Annotated in this window: 11 protein-coding genes and 1 other RNA gene; 6 read left to right on the forward strand and 6 right to left on the reverse strand. The window is 42.5% G+C overall.

All coding sequences use genetic code 11. The annotated features are described in order from the left end of the window. The first annotated feature begins 755 nt into the window (after positions 1-755). The 3 genes from ETF27_RS00220 to ETF27_RS00230 all read left to right on the forward strand — a co-directional run bounded on the left by ETF27_RS00220 (position 756) and on the right by ETF27_RS00230 (position 3,673). A complete protein-coding gene (locus tag ETF27_RS00220) occupies positions 756-1,217 on the forward strand; it encodes a helix-turn-helix domain-containing protein (RefSeq protein ID WP_130829516.1) in 462 nt (153 codons plus the stop codon). 709 nt (positions 1,218-1,926) lie between these two features. Beyond that, a complete protein-coding gene (locus ETF27_RS00225; RefSeq protein WP_130829517.1) occupies positions 1,927-2,697 on the forward strand; it encodes a dihydroorotate dehydrogenase electron transfer subunit in 771 nt (256 codons plus the stop codon). 67 nt (positions 2,698-2,764) lie between these two features. After that, a complete protein-coding gene (locus tag ETF27_RS00230; RefSeq protein WP_130829518.1) occupies positions 2,765-3,673 on the forward strand; it encodes a dihydroorotate dehydrogenase in 909 nt (302 codons plus the stop codon). Positions 3,674-3,862: 189 nt separating this feature from the next. Here the strand turns inward: ETF27_RS00230 and aroC are convergent, their stop codons facing one another. After that, complete coding sequence (aroC, locus tag ETF27_RS00235) at positions 3,863-4,960, reverse strand: chorismate synthase (RefSeq protein ID WP_130829519.1); 1,098 nt, start codon at positions 4,958-4,960, stop codon at positions 3,863-3,865. Positions 4,961-4,972: 12 nt separating this feature from the next. Continuing rightward, positions 4,973-5,575, reverse strand: a complete 603-nt coding sequence (locus ETF27_RS00240; RefSeq protein WP_130829520.1) for an FKBP-type peptidyl-prolyl cis-trans isomerase — start codon at positions 5,573-5,575, stop codon at positions 4,973-4,975. Positions 5,576-5,754: 179 nt separating this feature from the next. Between ETF27_RS00240 and ETF27_RS00245 the strand changes: the two genes are divergently transcribed. After that, a complete protein-coding gene (locus tag ETF27_RS00245) occupies positions 5,755-7,854 on the forward strand; it encodes a S8 family serine peptidase (RefSeq protein WP_130829521.1) in 2,100 nt (699 codons plus the stop codon). Positions 7,855-8,670: 816 nt separating this feature from the next. Here ETF27_RS00245 and ETF27_RS00250 read toward each other — a convergent pair. From ETF27_RS00250 to ETF27_RS11135, 3 genes are all read right to left on the reverse strand, one after another. Continuing rightward, the gene (locus tag ETF27_RS00250) at positions 8,671-9,282 is read right to left on the reverse strand and encodes an RNA-directed DNA polymerase (protein ID WP_165444198.1); all 612 of its coding nucleotides are present in this window, start codon (positions 9,280-9,282) and stop codon (positions 8,671-8,673) included. Positions 9,283-9,781: 499 nt separating this feature from the next. Beyond that, positions 9,782-11,455: a hypothetical protein gene (locus tag ETF27_RS00255; protein WP_130829523.1), complete on the reverse strand. Its 1,674-nt coding sequence runs from the start codon at positions 11,453-11,455 to the stop codon at positions 9,782-9,784. Between the two features lie 80 nt (positions 11,456-11,535). Continuing rightward, the gene (locus tag ETF27_RS11135) at positions 11,536-11,715 is read right to left on the reverse strand and encodes a hypothetical protein (RefSeq protein ID WP_158635965.1); all 180 of its coding nucleotides are present in this window, start codon (positions 11,713-11,715) and stop codon (positions 11,536-11,538) included. Between the two features lie 900 nt (positions 11,716-12,615). Here ETF27_RS11135 and ETF27_RS00260 point away from each other — a divergent pair. After that, positions 12,616-13,977 (forward strand): dipeptidase, encoded by a 1,362-nt coding sequence (locus ETF27_RS00260; RefSeq protein ID WP_060940243.1) that lies wholly within the window; start codon positions 12,616-12,618, stop codon positions 13,975-13,977. A 212-nt stretch (positions 13,978-14,189) separates the two neighbouring features. Beyond that, positions 14,190-14,588, forward strand: a transfer-messenger RNA (tmRNA) gene (gene ssrA / locus ETF27_RS00265). 103 nt (positions 14,589-14,691) lie between these two features. Here the strand turns inward: ssrA and ETF27_RS00270 are convergent. Next, positions 14,692-14,937: an outer membrane beta-barrel protein gene (locus tag ETF27_RS00270; protein WP_147785295.1), complete on the reverse strand. Its 246-nt coding sequence runs from the start codon at positions 14,935-14,937 to the stop codon at positions 14,692-14,694. Between the last annotated feature and the right edge of the window lie 153 nt (positions 14,938-15,090).

The raw sequence follows: 15,090 nt of genomic DNA on the forward strand, positions 1-15,090 counted from the left end.
CTTATTTTGAACTGGTTTGACAGATTTTGAAATGTTAAATTTTAAGGCTAAATGACTAAGAATAGGGCTGTTATACTGTTTTTATCATCCTGACAATCGCTTATTTTGGCGCATCCTTTACATTCATTCTAATTACTAAAGTTTTAGAGATTTAAGGGCTTCATTCAATTGATAAATTTAGCATTAACATTTATTATCTTTTATATTTGTATAACGTTTAAACATGAATATCAATAAATAAATCACAAATTCATATTTACAACGTAAAGTACACAATCGCAAATTAAAAACGCCTCACCTATATTTACTTTCACAAATATAAAGTTTCATATCTCTATAGGCGAATGAATATATATGCAGAAGGCGGTTAGTGCATATATATATATGATAATCAGTGGTTTATAATTATTTAATGACGTAAGTGCGACAAAAAGAGGAAAAATTCATCCATTTTACAAGTATTATAGTATTCCTGGGGGGATTGGTCTATGTAATAGACTCTTTATACCCAATCATATATACTTTATAGCTAATCTTTTGATTAACCATCCTTTTTATATCTATTATTTATGTATGTAAATGTAAATGTTAAGCATCTACTCTTGAATGAGACATTCAACATATGTAAATATGTAAAGATGAATTTTAAAACCTATATTTATGTTTAGTTTACTTGTTGGGGTAAAAAAAAACATTTACCTTTGTAAAACTAAATAAAAACGAGTTTTTACTCGTCTAACAGCTATAATACAATAATGAAAGATAGAATTAAACAGTTAATGGAGAGTCAGCACATGACCCAGCAAACCTTTGCCGACTTCATCGGCATCTCATCGGCATCATTGAGCAGTATTTTTACAGGGAGGACCAAACCAACATTAAACACCGTTGAAGCCATCCGGAGTAAATTTTCTACCATCAGTCTTGATTGGTTATTATATGGTACCGGGAATATGTTTAACGATGTATCGGAGTTAGCCTCAGGCAGTGTGGCTGCAGCTTCGCCACAAGTTAGTAACGATCTCTTCAGTAATGATACCGTTCCCACCCTACCGTTTCAAGAAGCTAACACTGTACCATCTCCTACATTGCAGACACCTATTCAAAATCACCCTATTGTGAGTACGAAAATAATTAACAAAAAAGAAAGAAATATTACCGAGATTAGAATTTTTTTTGATGACCAAACTTGGGAAACCTTTGTACCTAAAAAATAGGAAAAATGTTTTTGTATATTTAGTGTTCCCCTTGTTTCTCCTTTCTTTATGATTTATTTTCATTGGTGCGAATTTCTATTTTCCAAATAGCGAAATTGTTATTTGTAGTATTTTGTTGTTGCTTTTATCGTCTGTATTTTCATTTTTAGCGGTGCGAAATCTCTATATACTTAAAATAATAAAAGTTAAAATAAACTCGCATATATGTTAATAAATATTTTGTTATTTCATCTTTATTTTTATGCTTATCACGCTACTTTCCCTTTTATGGGATTATTTTTTTATGTTCGTCCAATAGTGTCCTAAATAATTTTGTACCCCACGCAAAGCTTCATCAAATCATGAGACTTGATGTGTTTTGTTTCAATGTTGAATAACACATACCTCCTCATGACTTCAAATCGTATTCAGATAATGGTAAACAGGCTCTTGATAGCGAACATTCGAACCGAACATAACTACGAAATTATATTACAAAAACCGCACCTAGGATGTGCTTCATAATCCATTGATAATCAGAATAATATGAATTGTGATTTAAAAGCTTAGCTTTTGCACTCCGATTCATGACCTTTTGCATTGCAAAAGCTAAGCTTTTGAAACGCGAAAGCTAAGCTTTGGATAAACGAATGAAGAATATTTAGGACACTATTGATGTTCGTCTGATATTTTATGTACCTTTGTAAGCAAATTCCAAATTCATTAATTCATGAAAAAGTATATTTTGGATCTTCAAGTAAAATCAGTTGAGCAATTAAACGCAAAGAATGTTTTGATAAAACTCACAGATGATAAACCTTTACCCGAAATGTTACCCGGACAGTTTGTCCAAATTCGAGTTGATGGCTCCTACTCCACATACCTTCGTCGCCCTATTTCCGTAAATTTTTATGATAGTGCGACCAATGAATTGTGGTTATTGGTTGCCATGGTTGGTGATGGAACTCGAAAGATTGGCACGGTACGCCCGGGAGATTATCTAAATTGTATTTTTCCTCTTGGCAACAATTTCACTATGCCGCAGCAACGAGATGATAAGTTTTTGTTGATAGGTGGCGGAGTCGGTATTGCTCCCCTTCTCTATTTTGGTAAACTAATCAAGGATTTTGGTGCCACACCCATATTCCTTTTGGGTGCTCGTAGCCGGAATGATTTACTTGAACTGAATGAATTTGAGAAATACGGAAAGGTTTTTGTTACCACGGAGGACGGCTCTATGGGTGTGAAAGGCTACGTAACAAATCATCCCATTTTACAGGCAGAACATTATACCCGAATTTCCACTTGTGGCCCCAAGCCTATGATGGTTGCCGTAGCCAAATATGCTCGAACCGCCGGTATTTCATGTGAAGTTTCTTTAGAGAATCTGATGGCTTGCGGACTTGGGGCATGTTTATGCTGTGTGGAAAAAACCACTGAAGGAAATCTGTGCGCTTGTACCTCCGGACCAGTCTTTAACATCGATAAGCTCTTGTGGTAATGTTCTTCCGGTATGAGTTCAATTGTTCAGTTTGTATAGAAATATGTGTAAAATAAAATGATAAACAATGGCTGACCTGACTGTAAAGATAAATGATTTAAAGTTAAAGAATCCGGTAATGACCGCGAGTGGTACTTTCGGCTATGGTTTGGAGTTTGCCGATTTCGTGCCATTGGATGAGATTGGCGGTATTATCGTCAAAGGAACAACGCTCAATCCCCGAGAGGGTAACGATTATCCTCGTATGGTGGAAACCCCTCATGGGATGTTGAATTGCGTGGGGTTGCAGAATAAAGGCGTAGATTATTTCATCCACCATATTTATCCTGAGGTTTGTAAAATAAACACCAATATCATCGTGAATGTTAGTGGAAGTTCTCCGGAGACCTATGCCGAGGCAGCAGCTCGTATCACTGAGTTGGATGCCATTCCAGCCATAGAGCTCAATATTTCGTGTCCCAATGTAAAAGAAGGTGGAATGGCTTTCGGTGTGTCTTGCTCAGGAGCATCGTCTATTGTGAAAGCCGTTCGTCGTCGCTACAATAAGACGCTGATAGTGAAGCTTTCTCCTAATGTTACGGATATAGCCAGTATAGCCCGTGCATGTGAAGATGAGGGAGCTGACTCCGTTTCGCTTATCAACACCCTCATGGGAATGTCGATTGACATCGAACATCGTCGTCCGCGATTAAGTATTCGTACGGGTGGTCTGAGCGGTCCCGCCGTTAAACCTGTTGCCTTGAGGATGGTTTATGATGTTGCCAAAGCCGTGAAGATACCTGTTATAGGTCTTGGGGGGATTTCTACGGCTGAAGATGCTTTGGAGTTTATGATGGCAGGTGCCACCGCTATCCAGATAGGTACGGCAAACTTTGTGGATCCGCAGGTAACTATAAAAGTTCGCGATGGAATCAACAAATGGCTGGATGAGCATGGCTGTCGTTCCATAACCGAAGTGATAGGCTGCTTGGGCTGATCTCCTTTTATAAAATTTGAGAGCGATCATATCAGATCGCTCTCAACCAACACAAAAACTAAACTAGACTTAACTAAACATTTCCGAACGATTTATCACAAACAGTCTTGAAATGTTTTGCAAAGGTACTATAAATTATCCTAATCGTGTCTTTTTTTGATGTTTTTTTCTTTGAAAGTATAAAAAAAACTACATTTTTTCAGAATTAAACATTAGCAACGCATCCAAAATGGTCATTGCCGCCATGGATTCTACGATTGGAACTGCACGTGGCAATACGCATGGATCGTGTCTTCCGCGAACTTCAAGTTTAGCTTCCTTACCGTCAATATCCACTGTTTTTTGTTCCATCAATAGTGTTGCTACCGGTTTGAAAGCCACTCGGAAGTATATATCCTCACCGTTGCTCAATCCTCCTTGAATACCCCCACTGTGATTGGTATGTGTGGAGATGGTCTTTTCGCCGGTTCCATCTTCTTTGGGCGATGCTATGAAGTGATCGTTTTGCTCACTTCCTCGCCATGCCGTGCCGGCAAATCCTTCTCCGTATTCAAATCCTTTCACGGCATTGATGGTAAGCATTGCAGCTCCTAACTGTGCGTGTAGTTTTCCAAATTCAGGTTCTCCGAGCCCTACAGGGCAGCCTTGTATGACGCATGTTATGACACCGCCAATCGTGTCGCCCTCTTTCTTCATTTGTTCAATCAAAGCTTTCATTTCCTGAGCTTTCAATGGGTCCGGACATCTCACTTCGTTTTCCTCAATCTTCTTAAGGTCATATTTTTTATAATCCCTATCCAAGCATATCGTACCTACTTGTGAGGTATAAGCTCTGATTATGATTCCATACTTTTTCAATACCAACTTTGCCAAAGCTCCGGCTACCACGCGGGCCAGCGTGATGCGTGCCGAGCTTCGTCCGCCCCCTCTGTAATCTCTGATGCCATATTTTTTATAATACGTGTAGTCAGCATGTGAGGGGCGGAACAAGTTGCGTATCTTCTCGTAATCTTTCGAACGTTGATTTTTGTTTTGCACAATAAATCCGATGGGTGCACCCGTTGATTTCCCTTGAAAAATACCACTGAGCAATTCCACCTTGTCTTTTTCCTTTCTGGCAGTGGTAATCTTGCTTTGTCCGGGTCGTCTTCTGTTTAGCTCGCTTTGTATGAAGTCCGTGTCAATGTCTATACCTGGCGGCATTCCGTCTATGATGCCACCTATTGCCACTCCGTGGCTTTCTCCAAAGGTTGTTAGTGTGAAAAGTGTTCCGAACGTATTGTGCATTTTATTTCTGACTTATGATTGGCATCCGCAGCAATTCTTTCCTTCATTGTTGCCGCATCCGCAGGTTCCTTCTTTGCTTTCGCCACAACATCCTCCCTGACAACCACCTCCGCAGTGATGCGATTGCAAGCGTTCAACGAAGTCGTTCACCTCTTCTTCACTTGCCGGTCTGTTCATCATTACATGTCCTCTGAATTTTAGTTCTTTGCCTGCCAACGGATGATTGAGATCTACTTTCACCTTTGTTTCCGACACTTCCTGCACGCAACCGATAAACCTGTCGCCGTCTTCGTTTTGCAGCGGAATCATGGCTCCCACGTATATATTCTTTTCATTAAATATGCCATCCGACACGAAGAGAGCCTTGTCTAAACTCAGAACTTTCTCCGCTTCATGTTCTCCGTATGCTTGTTCCTTAGTAAGCTTAAATTCAAAGTCGGTATCTGTCGGTAGGTTTGCCACAGCCTTTTCAAACTCAGGGATGGTCATGTCGCAGTCCGTATAGAAGCTCAAGGGTTGCTGTTCTTCGGTTTTCTCTACGAAGACTTCTTTGCCATTCTCCACACTATATAATTCGTAATTTATGACTATCAGTTTGTGGTTCTTTTCTTCCATAATTCACTTTATATGATTTATATGAGTATGGATGCAAAGTTAATTAAAAAACATTACAAGGTCAAAATGAATTTCGCTTTTTTACTTTTCCAGAAAGATTTTTCCTATCTTTGCAACTAACATTTAGGGCTATGTGGACCGAGTCTTCTTCCCAATATGATGTCATCATGATGAATGCGATGAAAAAATTCAGTATCTTTCTATTTCTCTTTCACCTCGCGCTGATTGTCTTCGCGCAACGTCCGGATTATCTTAAGATGTCGGGCTTGGTAAGGCAGGCTGCCATGGAGAATGTTCTGCATCAGCGACAGTTGCGCTCTCCATCCTCTCCTCCCATTCGAAGGTCAATCCTTACCGCCTTTGTACGGATTAAGGGCGATGCGGCGAAAATTCTTAGGGCGAACGGTTGTCGGAAACTTTCGCAGCTGGGCGACATCTACATCGTTTCCATTCCGTTGAACCGGCTTACTTCTCTTTCGCTTCATCCCGACGTGCTACGTATAGAGGCGGGAAACAGGGCTTGCGCGCAAATGGATACCACCGCAACTTTCGTTAATGCCCTGCCGGTGTATGTCGGGAAAGAACTTCCACAGGGCTACACCGGAAAAGGAGTCATTGTGGGTGTGCAGGATATAGGTTTCGACCTTACGCATCCTAATTTCTATTCAGCCGATATGAGCCGTTATCGCATCAAAGCGATGTGGGATCAACTCTCGAAGGACACCATAGGGTCGGAACTTCCCGTTGGACGCGATTATCAAGGCGAGGAAGCATTGCTTGCCATCGGGCATCCGCTCGATGGATTTACCCAGACTCATGGCACACATACGGCAGGCATTGCCGCAGGCAGTGGAGCGGAAGGCAACGGACGTGTGAGCCCTTATCGTGGCATTGCTTACGATGCCGACCTTGTCATGGTGGCGAATGCCGCAGGCGACAATGTCGCACTGATCGACTCTGCCGACTATTACAAATACACTTATGCCACCGATGCTCTTGGTTTTAAGTATATTTTCGATTATGCAGATAGGCAAGGAAAGCCCTGTGTTATTAATTTCAGTGAGGGCAGCCACCAAGATTTACGAGGAGATGACCGTCTTTATTACGAATATCTCCGGTTGCTCACCGGACCGGGGCATATCCTTGTGGCGTCCGCAGGCAATGACGCAGACTGGATTAACCACATTCGAAAGCCGGTTGGAAAAGCCAAAGCGGGTTCTTTCGTATTGGGCAATCTCGACAAGGCTTATTTTACAGTGAAGAGCGACAAACCTTTCACTTTCCGGATAAAAGTGTATGCCGACAGGCAATATCCTCAAATTGCGGACATCTCAACCGAGACCATTCTCGCGGCTCCCGATTCTTTGTTTGCCGATACGGTGATTATTGATGGGAAAACTTATCTGTGGCGCGTTGTGGGTTATCCGTCCGACTTCAATTCTTCCGAAACGGTATATGATATTTCCCTTTCGTGTCTGCCTCGACTCGGACACGACGTTCCCGTTTCTTTGGAACTTGTGGGCAATGAGTCTGCCATCGACTTGTACCGGATTGGAGGTTACCTCCTGCCCAATCCGCTTGACCCCTCTCTCAAGGATGGCGACAACACGTATAGCATTCATTCGCCTTCAAGTGCGCCTTGCGTAATATCGGTGGGAGCGACCGCTTATCGGCGCGGTTTCCTGAATTATCTCGGCGAGTGGAAAGACTACAATCAGGGCACCGGTGGGGTGCGCACTTCTTTTTCCGGCGTTGGTCCCACCCTCGATGGCAGGACGAAACCCGACGTAATGGCTCCGGGACAGAATATCATATCGTCTTATAGCAGTTTCTTCATCAATAATCCTGATAACGTGGGAAAACCGCTTTCGAGCGATGTGCGTCATTTCGACTACAACGGCACTACCTATGCTTGGAACTCCAATGGAGGCACGTCCATGTCTTCGCCCATTGTCGCCGGTGCCATAGCCCTTTGGCTGCAGGCCTATCCCCGGCTGACGCCCGAAGACTGTCTTGACGTTTTCAGCAAGACTTGTACGCACTATGATTCGTCGCTTGTCTATCCGAACAACCTCTACGGTTATGGGCAAATAGATGTCTATGAGGGTTTGAAAGAAGTGATGAGAAAGGCGGCTGCCGGCATCGAAGAGTCTCCGCGTGAATTGAAGACATCCGACAATCGCATTTATCATCTTGACGGTCGTTATGCCGGGACATCTGTGGCAGAACTGCCACGAGGTATTTACATTCGCAATCATAAAAAATATGTAAAGCCGTAGCAGAAACTTGTTTTTCCACAACCATTTGCTCTGTGCGGTCAATAGTGTCCTAAATGTTTTTTTCAAAAAACGCACGAAACATCGCATAAATCATAAGACTTGATGTGCTTTCTCTCTAATCATATATGGCGTGTACCTCCAATTTGTATTCAGGTGGTGGTAAGCAGACGCTTGACAGCGAACATTCGACCTGCCCGGAATCATGAAATTATATTACAAAAAATACACCCGGGACGTTCCTCATAATCCATTGATAATCAGGATGATATTAATTGCGATTTAAAAGCTTAGCTTTTGCACTTCAATTCATGACCTTTTGCATTGCAAAAGCTTATCTTTTACGGAGCAAAAGCTAAGCTTTAAAGAGATGAATGAAGAAAATTTAGGACATTATCGAACTTTTCCCATATCGCGGGGAAGATTTTTCGCATTTTCAACAACCCGGCTAAACAAAGAGAATATACCTCAGTTCGGGATAAGAAAACACGAAAAAGTAAATAAAAAAGCAAGATAGCTTCATAAATATTTTGTACCTTTACAGCTAACAATCAAACAGTTACAAATATACTTACAACGACTACCGATTACAAAATTACTGAATTATTCTGTGTCATAGATGATTTTTGCAAATATTTTGAAGCTAAAAATGCTGGAAAACTGCTTTTGGGTGACGATACCCACGAAGCGCAGAAAGCGCAAGTCTCCTTGTTCGACGACAAACACCCATCAGCTTTCTTAAACTTTGGGTATCACTTTATAATCATATAAAAAACAAAGACACCTATATGCTTTCAAAAACGAATACCACAAAGCTTATTAATGCTTTAATATTGGTAATTCCAAGACCAACACATTCATAGGAAATATATCTACCTTGGAGAGGGATTTATCTATCAATAAACAAGGAACTGACATATTATAAAGCATATAACCGGCCTTTTTTCGTAAACCAAAGCCACTGCAATGAGCCAATTGTCCAAGGTAAGAGTTAAGACAAGAGCGATAAAAACAAACCTCACCATAAGAACAAATGCCTTTCGATAAATTATAATATGCCGAAAGCGTTCGATAAAAACTACGCTTAAGCCGTTCCCCGGGCAGCAAGACATTACCATACAGACGCATTCCGAGAAAGTCTATGCCATAGGTCGCTGGCTGTAATACCCACTTCTTAGGATGCATATATAAGCCATAATCAGTAGAAAGGATATATGCCATTCTATCCTTCAGTTCCGATAAATACTTACGAATACGATGCACAATGATCATATCATCTACATACCTACCGTAATACTTCAAGCCTTCTTTACGTTTCATTAAGTTGTCAAACGAGGATAGATAGACATTGCTAAAGAGTTGGGAGGTTAGATTACCAATAGGTAGTCCGCAACCCTCAGCACTATAAAACAAACTTTTATTGCGTGGCAAACCGTTCCATTTATCTTTTCTTCCTCTGAAGATACAGTTTAAAGTAGGGTTATTTAGTTATTATCTTTCGTAACAAGTCTTGTGCCAAGGCATAATCTATGTGTTCTTCCCAAGTCAGACCGGCATATCCACAATAGAGTAAGGTTTGCGCTTACGAGGAATAGTTTTTTCTCTTTTTTGTTACTTTGCTCCGTAGCATCAAAGAGAGAAGACGGTTGTACCCAACGACTTCACTTTACGACACTTTACCTTATAATCCATTTTGGACTTTTGAAGAAACAAATAAGCACTGCGCTCATAAGCTTTCCAAAATATACCTTCATGATGAAGATAAATACACACTGCATCAGACGTTTCTAATGACAAGACAGAAGAAAGCAACATTTTCTTATAACTTTACCAAAAGTGTAATTTTCAAAAATAAAAATCGACCGCCAAAGGCGGTATTTATGAGCGGACCTTTTAAAGAGTCCGCTCAAAATAAAACTATCGGGGAAGACTACTGAAACGGCTGCGCCACGAACCCGTAGCTGCGGTAGCTTCTGAGCAGGTACACGCCACCACTGCTGAAGTTCAGGCTGTACGCGCTATGACTATCGGTGGAATAAACACTGAACGACCAATAGCCACCGCCGGAACCAAGGCCGTAAAGCTTACCATGGTCGTAATAGCCCAACGCAGGGAGGAAGAAGTAATTTCCAATCACATTATCAGCAGGCTTGCCGTTCGCAGGAGAAATGCTGTAGACGTCGAAATTATTTTGAAGCAAATTTTTTCCATTGGGATCTGCCTGCTTTAAGTCGGCAAGCTCTTTATTGTTTTCTTTAGCGATGACGCTGAGCTTCTTCAACCATATACCACCAGTATAAACCTTTCCGAAAACCTTCCACTTGGTGCTATTATCCCAATGGGCATCACCCTTCAATACGTACCAACCAAGTTCGTTGGCATTGGGAAGCTGCTTGAAGAGAGCATTGGAAGCCTCGAAAGAACCACTACCTTCATGATACCAACGAGAAGCATCGGCTGCCTTAGACTTAGGATAATTTGAGCTTGTTGCACCATCAATTGTTGGCTGCCAAGGATCAGTAGTAGCGTCCCACTCGTGACCGGACCAATAGTTCTCACGAGCATCCCACATGCAATAATTGTGACCGCTGTAAGTAAAAGCAACATAGTCCTCTGCTAATCCATCGGAACCATCGGTGTTCTCATGACCACCGTTAAGATCGGCAGAACCAAGACTTACCGGAATATCACAAATCCGATTGACAGCAAAGTCATGGGATTGGTAGTATTTGGTCAGTGTTAATTCCTTATTTTCCTTAACGCTAAAGACAGTATATTTAACGCTCAACTTACGGGTGCCGGGGGCTATAACGACGTAAAGCGAGTTCTTTATACTTTTCGTTGCTGTAGTTTGATCGGCAAGCGCAAGACCATTTCCATCAGTACCGACATTTAGCGTAATTGTCTTTGAATTACCCGTACCGGAAAGACCGGTTTGGTCAAGATCATAAGTACCGGAAATATTGTTGGCGTTTGAGGTGATCTCTATGCGTTTGATCCTAAGGTTTGCGCGATCCTGCTGAGATGGTATATAGGGAAGGAAGCAAAGATAGGATGCCTTGTGCTGCAAATCGAAACGATAACCGCTCTTGCCTGCAGCGGTAGTCTTCGTTGCCTTGGCCACACCGCAATCGCCAACGGCACCAAAATGCTTGGTGTTGTTAAATTCGGATTGGGTCTGATTGTCGGCGATGACTACTTTCTTTGCACCGGCACCGGTGTTAGTACCATAATAGTACACATCGTATTGACCATTGGTGGTGTAAGAACCATCTACCAAGAATGTTGTGCGGGGGGCTGACTTGGTGATTTCATTCTGGCTCTTACATAACTTGTCTTTATCGTCCACTACATAGATCACGTCGTTAGGCTCCCAAAGGAAGACACCTTCACCACCGATTTTGTCACGATCCATGGAAGTACGAGTGGTAATACCGGGAGTACCAATCTGTACACGCTCCATGGGAACCTCGGTAACAATACCACCGGTAAAGGCAGTAAGCTGATCATTGGTAGTAGCCGTGCTCTCTTCGTTGGAACAGCTACTCATCAGCACTGATGCGGCTGCGAAAGCCGCAAATGAGATAAATAATTTTGTTTTCATTTGTATAAATCGCTTATAAAATTAATTCATTAAAAAAAGGTTATTACGAATAAAGTATTTAAGAGTTGCCCTCTTGCCACTTAAGGCTGGTTATCTTCCTCTTCCCCAAGTACCTCGGGAACTGAATCAGTTGTCCCGGCGCCACCACCAATTGGGCTTCCGGCACAAAGTGAATACTCTGACTCTGCTGCATAGCAAACTATGCGGGGACAAACATAAGCCGCCTTGACAACGGCGACACCGGTTTCTGTTTTGTTCATAACGCTACAATAAATTTTGAATATGATTTTTAATTTCTGAATATACAACAATGAAGGAAGGCAAGGAATTACCCTCCACAAACGGATACAAAGAGTCGCTGCGCACCAAAGCATAATGCGCAGAAAGGGGGATGAAAGAAGATGTACCTAAATTATAGGAGAGAGAGAGAGAGAGAGAGAGAGAGAGAGAGAGAGAGAGAGAGTACAAAATTATTTGGAACTACCAAATAATTTGTGTTAAAAAAAGGAAGAAAGTTGATTTTTCTTTGCAGCACATCCCGAACCAAAGAATATTTGGTACAAAATTGTAAGCGGCTATGTGAAAAAGCTGATCCCAATCTCTATTTAATTTGTTGGCAAAGGTAAGGTATCTTTTCGTATTTTGCAACTTTTTATAATATATTCTTGCATTTTACAACTTCTTTTTAATATACCTTCTCATATTTTACAACTTTTTAAAAGAAAACAATTTATCGACCCATCCCCCTACCGCAAAAAGAATTGTAATTTTGCGAGTAAAAGCACTTTAACTTTTTATTTTTATCAAATTAATATAGGGATATTCCGTAAATTCCTAATTAATTGTTTATAAGTGTGATATATTATTTGTTACATAGAGAATTTCAGCTAATCCCCTAAATAAAGAATATGCTTGTCTTTCGTCTCGTCTCGGATAGGCGCAGGTGGTGGCATACGAGTTCATAGCGTATGGTTTTTGGTCAGTAAAATTTAACACACCTGTGAAAGAGTTTTTCAAATATTATACGTAATATTGCACTTGCAAGCCAACTCTTTAGCCACTATCCCATGCACATTCAGAAAAAAGTTGTATATTTGCGGAGCATTCGCCAAACAGCAATGCTGGCTATGAAAAGAAATACCAATAACATTTTTATTACTATGATCAAAAAATATGTAGAAGAAAACGAGGCACGCATGCTCGAAGAGCTCTTCAGCCTCATACGCATCCCAAGCGTAAGTGCACAACCAGCCCACAAAGAAGACATGGTACGCTGTGCCGAAAGATGGAAAGAACTGCTCTTGGCAGCAGGCGTCGACAAAGCAGAAGTCATGCCATCAAAAGGCAACCCAATGGTCTATGCCGAAAAAATCATCGACCCAAAAGCAAAAACCATCCTGGTTTACGGACACTACGACGTAATGCCCGCAGAACCATTCGACCTGTGGAAAACCGAACCCTTCGAACCAGTAGTGAAAGACGGACACATCTGGGCACGAGGAGCCGACGACGACAAAGGACAATCATTCATACAAGCAAAAGCATTCGAATACGTCAACAAGCACAACCTGCTGAAGCACAACATGAAATTCATCTTCGAAGGCGAAGAAGAAATCGGCTCATCAAGCCTCGGCCCATTCATCGAAGAACACAAAGACCTGTTGAAATGCGACGTCATCCTCGTATCCGACACCACACTCATCGGACCCGACACACCCTCCATCACCACCGGACTGCGCGGACTCGCCTACTGGCAGATTGAAGTTACTGGACCCGACCACGACCTCCACTCCGGCACATTCGGCGGAGCAGTGGCAAACCCAGCCAACGTCCTCTGCAAACTCATCGGCGACATAACAGGCCCAGACGGCAAAATACGCTTCCCCGGCTTCTACGACGACGTAGAAGAAGCATCCAAAGAAGAACGCGCACTCGTCGCCTCCATACCATTCGACATGGACGCCTACAAAAAATCACTCGGCATCAAAAACGTATTCGGCGAAGAAGGCTACAGCACCATCGAACGCACAGGCTACCGCCCATCATTCGACGTCTGCGGACTCTGGAGCGGCTACCAAGGAGAAGGCGCAAAAACCGTACTCCCATCAAAAGCCTACGCCAAAATATCATCACGCCTCGTCCCACATCAAGACTACAAGAAAATCGGACAACTCGTCGTCGATTACTTCAACAAAGTAGCGCCAGACACCGTCGAAGTAAAAGTAGAAATGCTCCACGGCGGCTACGGCTACGTCTGCCCCATCGACTTCCCCGCATACAAAGCAGCCGAACGCGGCTTCGAACAAGTATTCGGCAAACGACCATTGCCCATGCGCATCGGCGGCAGCATTCCAATCATCTCCACCTTCGAGAAAGAACTCGGCGTAAAGAGCCTCCTCATGGGCTTCGGCCTGGAATCAAACGCCATCCACTCCCCCAACGAAAACATGCCAATAGACCTCTGGAAGAAAGGCATCGAAGCCGTCATCAACTTCCACTTGGAATACGACAAAGAAGCATAAACCAAACCTTTTCATCAAAAAGAAAGACCCAATCGAAAAGAAATCTTTCATCAAAAAGAAAGATCCGATCAAAAGAAAGACTCAACCAGAGTCTTTCTTTTTTTCATTTCGCTGCCCACCCTAAACAGCCCTCTGCACCCAAAAAAGAAAATAACAGCATAAATCTTACGCATTTCAGAAATAATCATTACCTTTGCACCACTTAATACAATGGGCTTGTTTGGATTTGACGGCAAGACGAAATGGTATGTAAGCATGCGGAGCATCGGTGGCTGGCTCCTAAATATCAGTTATCAAACAATTAATTGGCGAAAACAATTACGCTCTCGCTGCCTAATCGAAGTACAGTAGATTACTGGCTTTATTCCGTCGCAAGGCGATGGAACGAGACATCGCTCCAAGGATGTTGTTCCGAATCTGAGGATCAAGCGGTGCAGGAAAATCGGAAATAGTTCGGCTGTGCCTCGCCGGTCGGATGAAATTTAGAGGATAAGGCTACAGTTGGTGGTTCAGGTCTTGCTGTAGCTCGAAAACCAAAGGCTGAAATAAGCATGTAGAAAGCGTATGGTTTCCTTGTGCGGACGTGGGTTCGACTCCCACCAGGTCCACCACTAAGAGTGCTGTAATTCAATCAGTTTACAATCAGCACAAATCAAAAATAGGCTGAACCCAAACAAAGGGTTCAGCCTACGTCGTTTTTATCCGGAGCCACTGTTAAAGCCTGTTCTTCTCTGCATTGCCTGCTCCCGTTCCCTTGTACTTGCTTCGGGTGGTGTTGAACTTATAGCGCAGCGTAACGGACACTTCGCGCGTGTCGCTTGTCTGCGACTGCAGCACCCTCATCTGATTCAAATATATCAGATTTTCCGCTCTCTGCGTGTGGAAGAGGTCAGAGCCACGCAGCAACACCGAAAACCGGTCGTTGAAGAACGATTTGGTCAGCGTAGCGTCCACACTCATTAGATTGTTTGGAAAATTATTACTGTCCGCTAAACATAGAAATCCTCATTCCAACTCATTGAGACACAATAGTTCGGATGACAGCATGTTAGTGACAAGCCCCCTTATTCATTTTCTGTTACCTCGGGTGGCGATTCAGCCGCTGCTTCAAGC

It is taken from the genome of Prevotella brunnea (assembly GCF_008016795.1).
Classification (GTDB): Bacteria; Bacteroidota; Bacteroidia; order Bacteroidales; family Bacteroidaceae; genus Prevotella; species Prevotella brunnea.

Coding starts and splice junctions, on each gene's coding strand:
- ETF27_RS00220 (WP_130829516.1), top strand. CDS start 756: ATGAAAGATAGAATTAAACAGTTAATGGAGAGTCAGCACATGACCCAG.
- ETF27_RS00225 (WP_130829517.1), top strand. CDS start 1,927: ATGAAAAAGTATATTTTGGATCTTCAAGTAAAATCAGTTGAGCAATTA.
- ETF27_RS00230 (WP_130829518.1), top strand. CDS start 2,765: ATGGCTGACCTGACTGTAAAGATAAATGATTTAAAGTTAAAGAATCCG.
- aroC (WP_130829519.1), bottom strand. CDS start 4,960: ATGCACAATACGTTCGGAACACTTTTCACACTAACAACCTTTGGAGAA.
- ETF27_RS00240 (WP_130829520.1), bottom strand. CDS start 5,575: ATGGAAGAAAAGAACCACAAACTGATAGTCATAAATTACGAATTATAT.
- ETF27_RS00245 (WP_130829521.1), top strand. CDS start 5,755: ATGAAAAAATTCAGTATCTTTCTATTTCTCTTTCACCTCGCGCTGATT.
- ETF27_RS00255 (WP_130829523.1), bottom strand. CDS start 11,455: ATGAAAACAAAATTATTTATCTCATTTGCGGCTTTCGCAGCCGCATCA.
- ETF27_RS11135 (WP_158635965.1), bottom strand. CDS start 11,715: ATGAACAAAACAGAAACCGGTGTCGCCGTTGTCAAGGCGGCTTATGTT.
- ETF27_RS00260 (WP_060940243.1), top strand. CDS start 12,616: ATGATCAAAAAATATGTAGAAGAAAACGAGGCACGCATGCTCGAAGAG.
- ETF27_RS00270 (WP_147785295.1), bottom strand. CDS start 14,937: ATGAGTGTGGACGCTACGCTGACCAAATCGTTCTTCAACGACCGGTTT.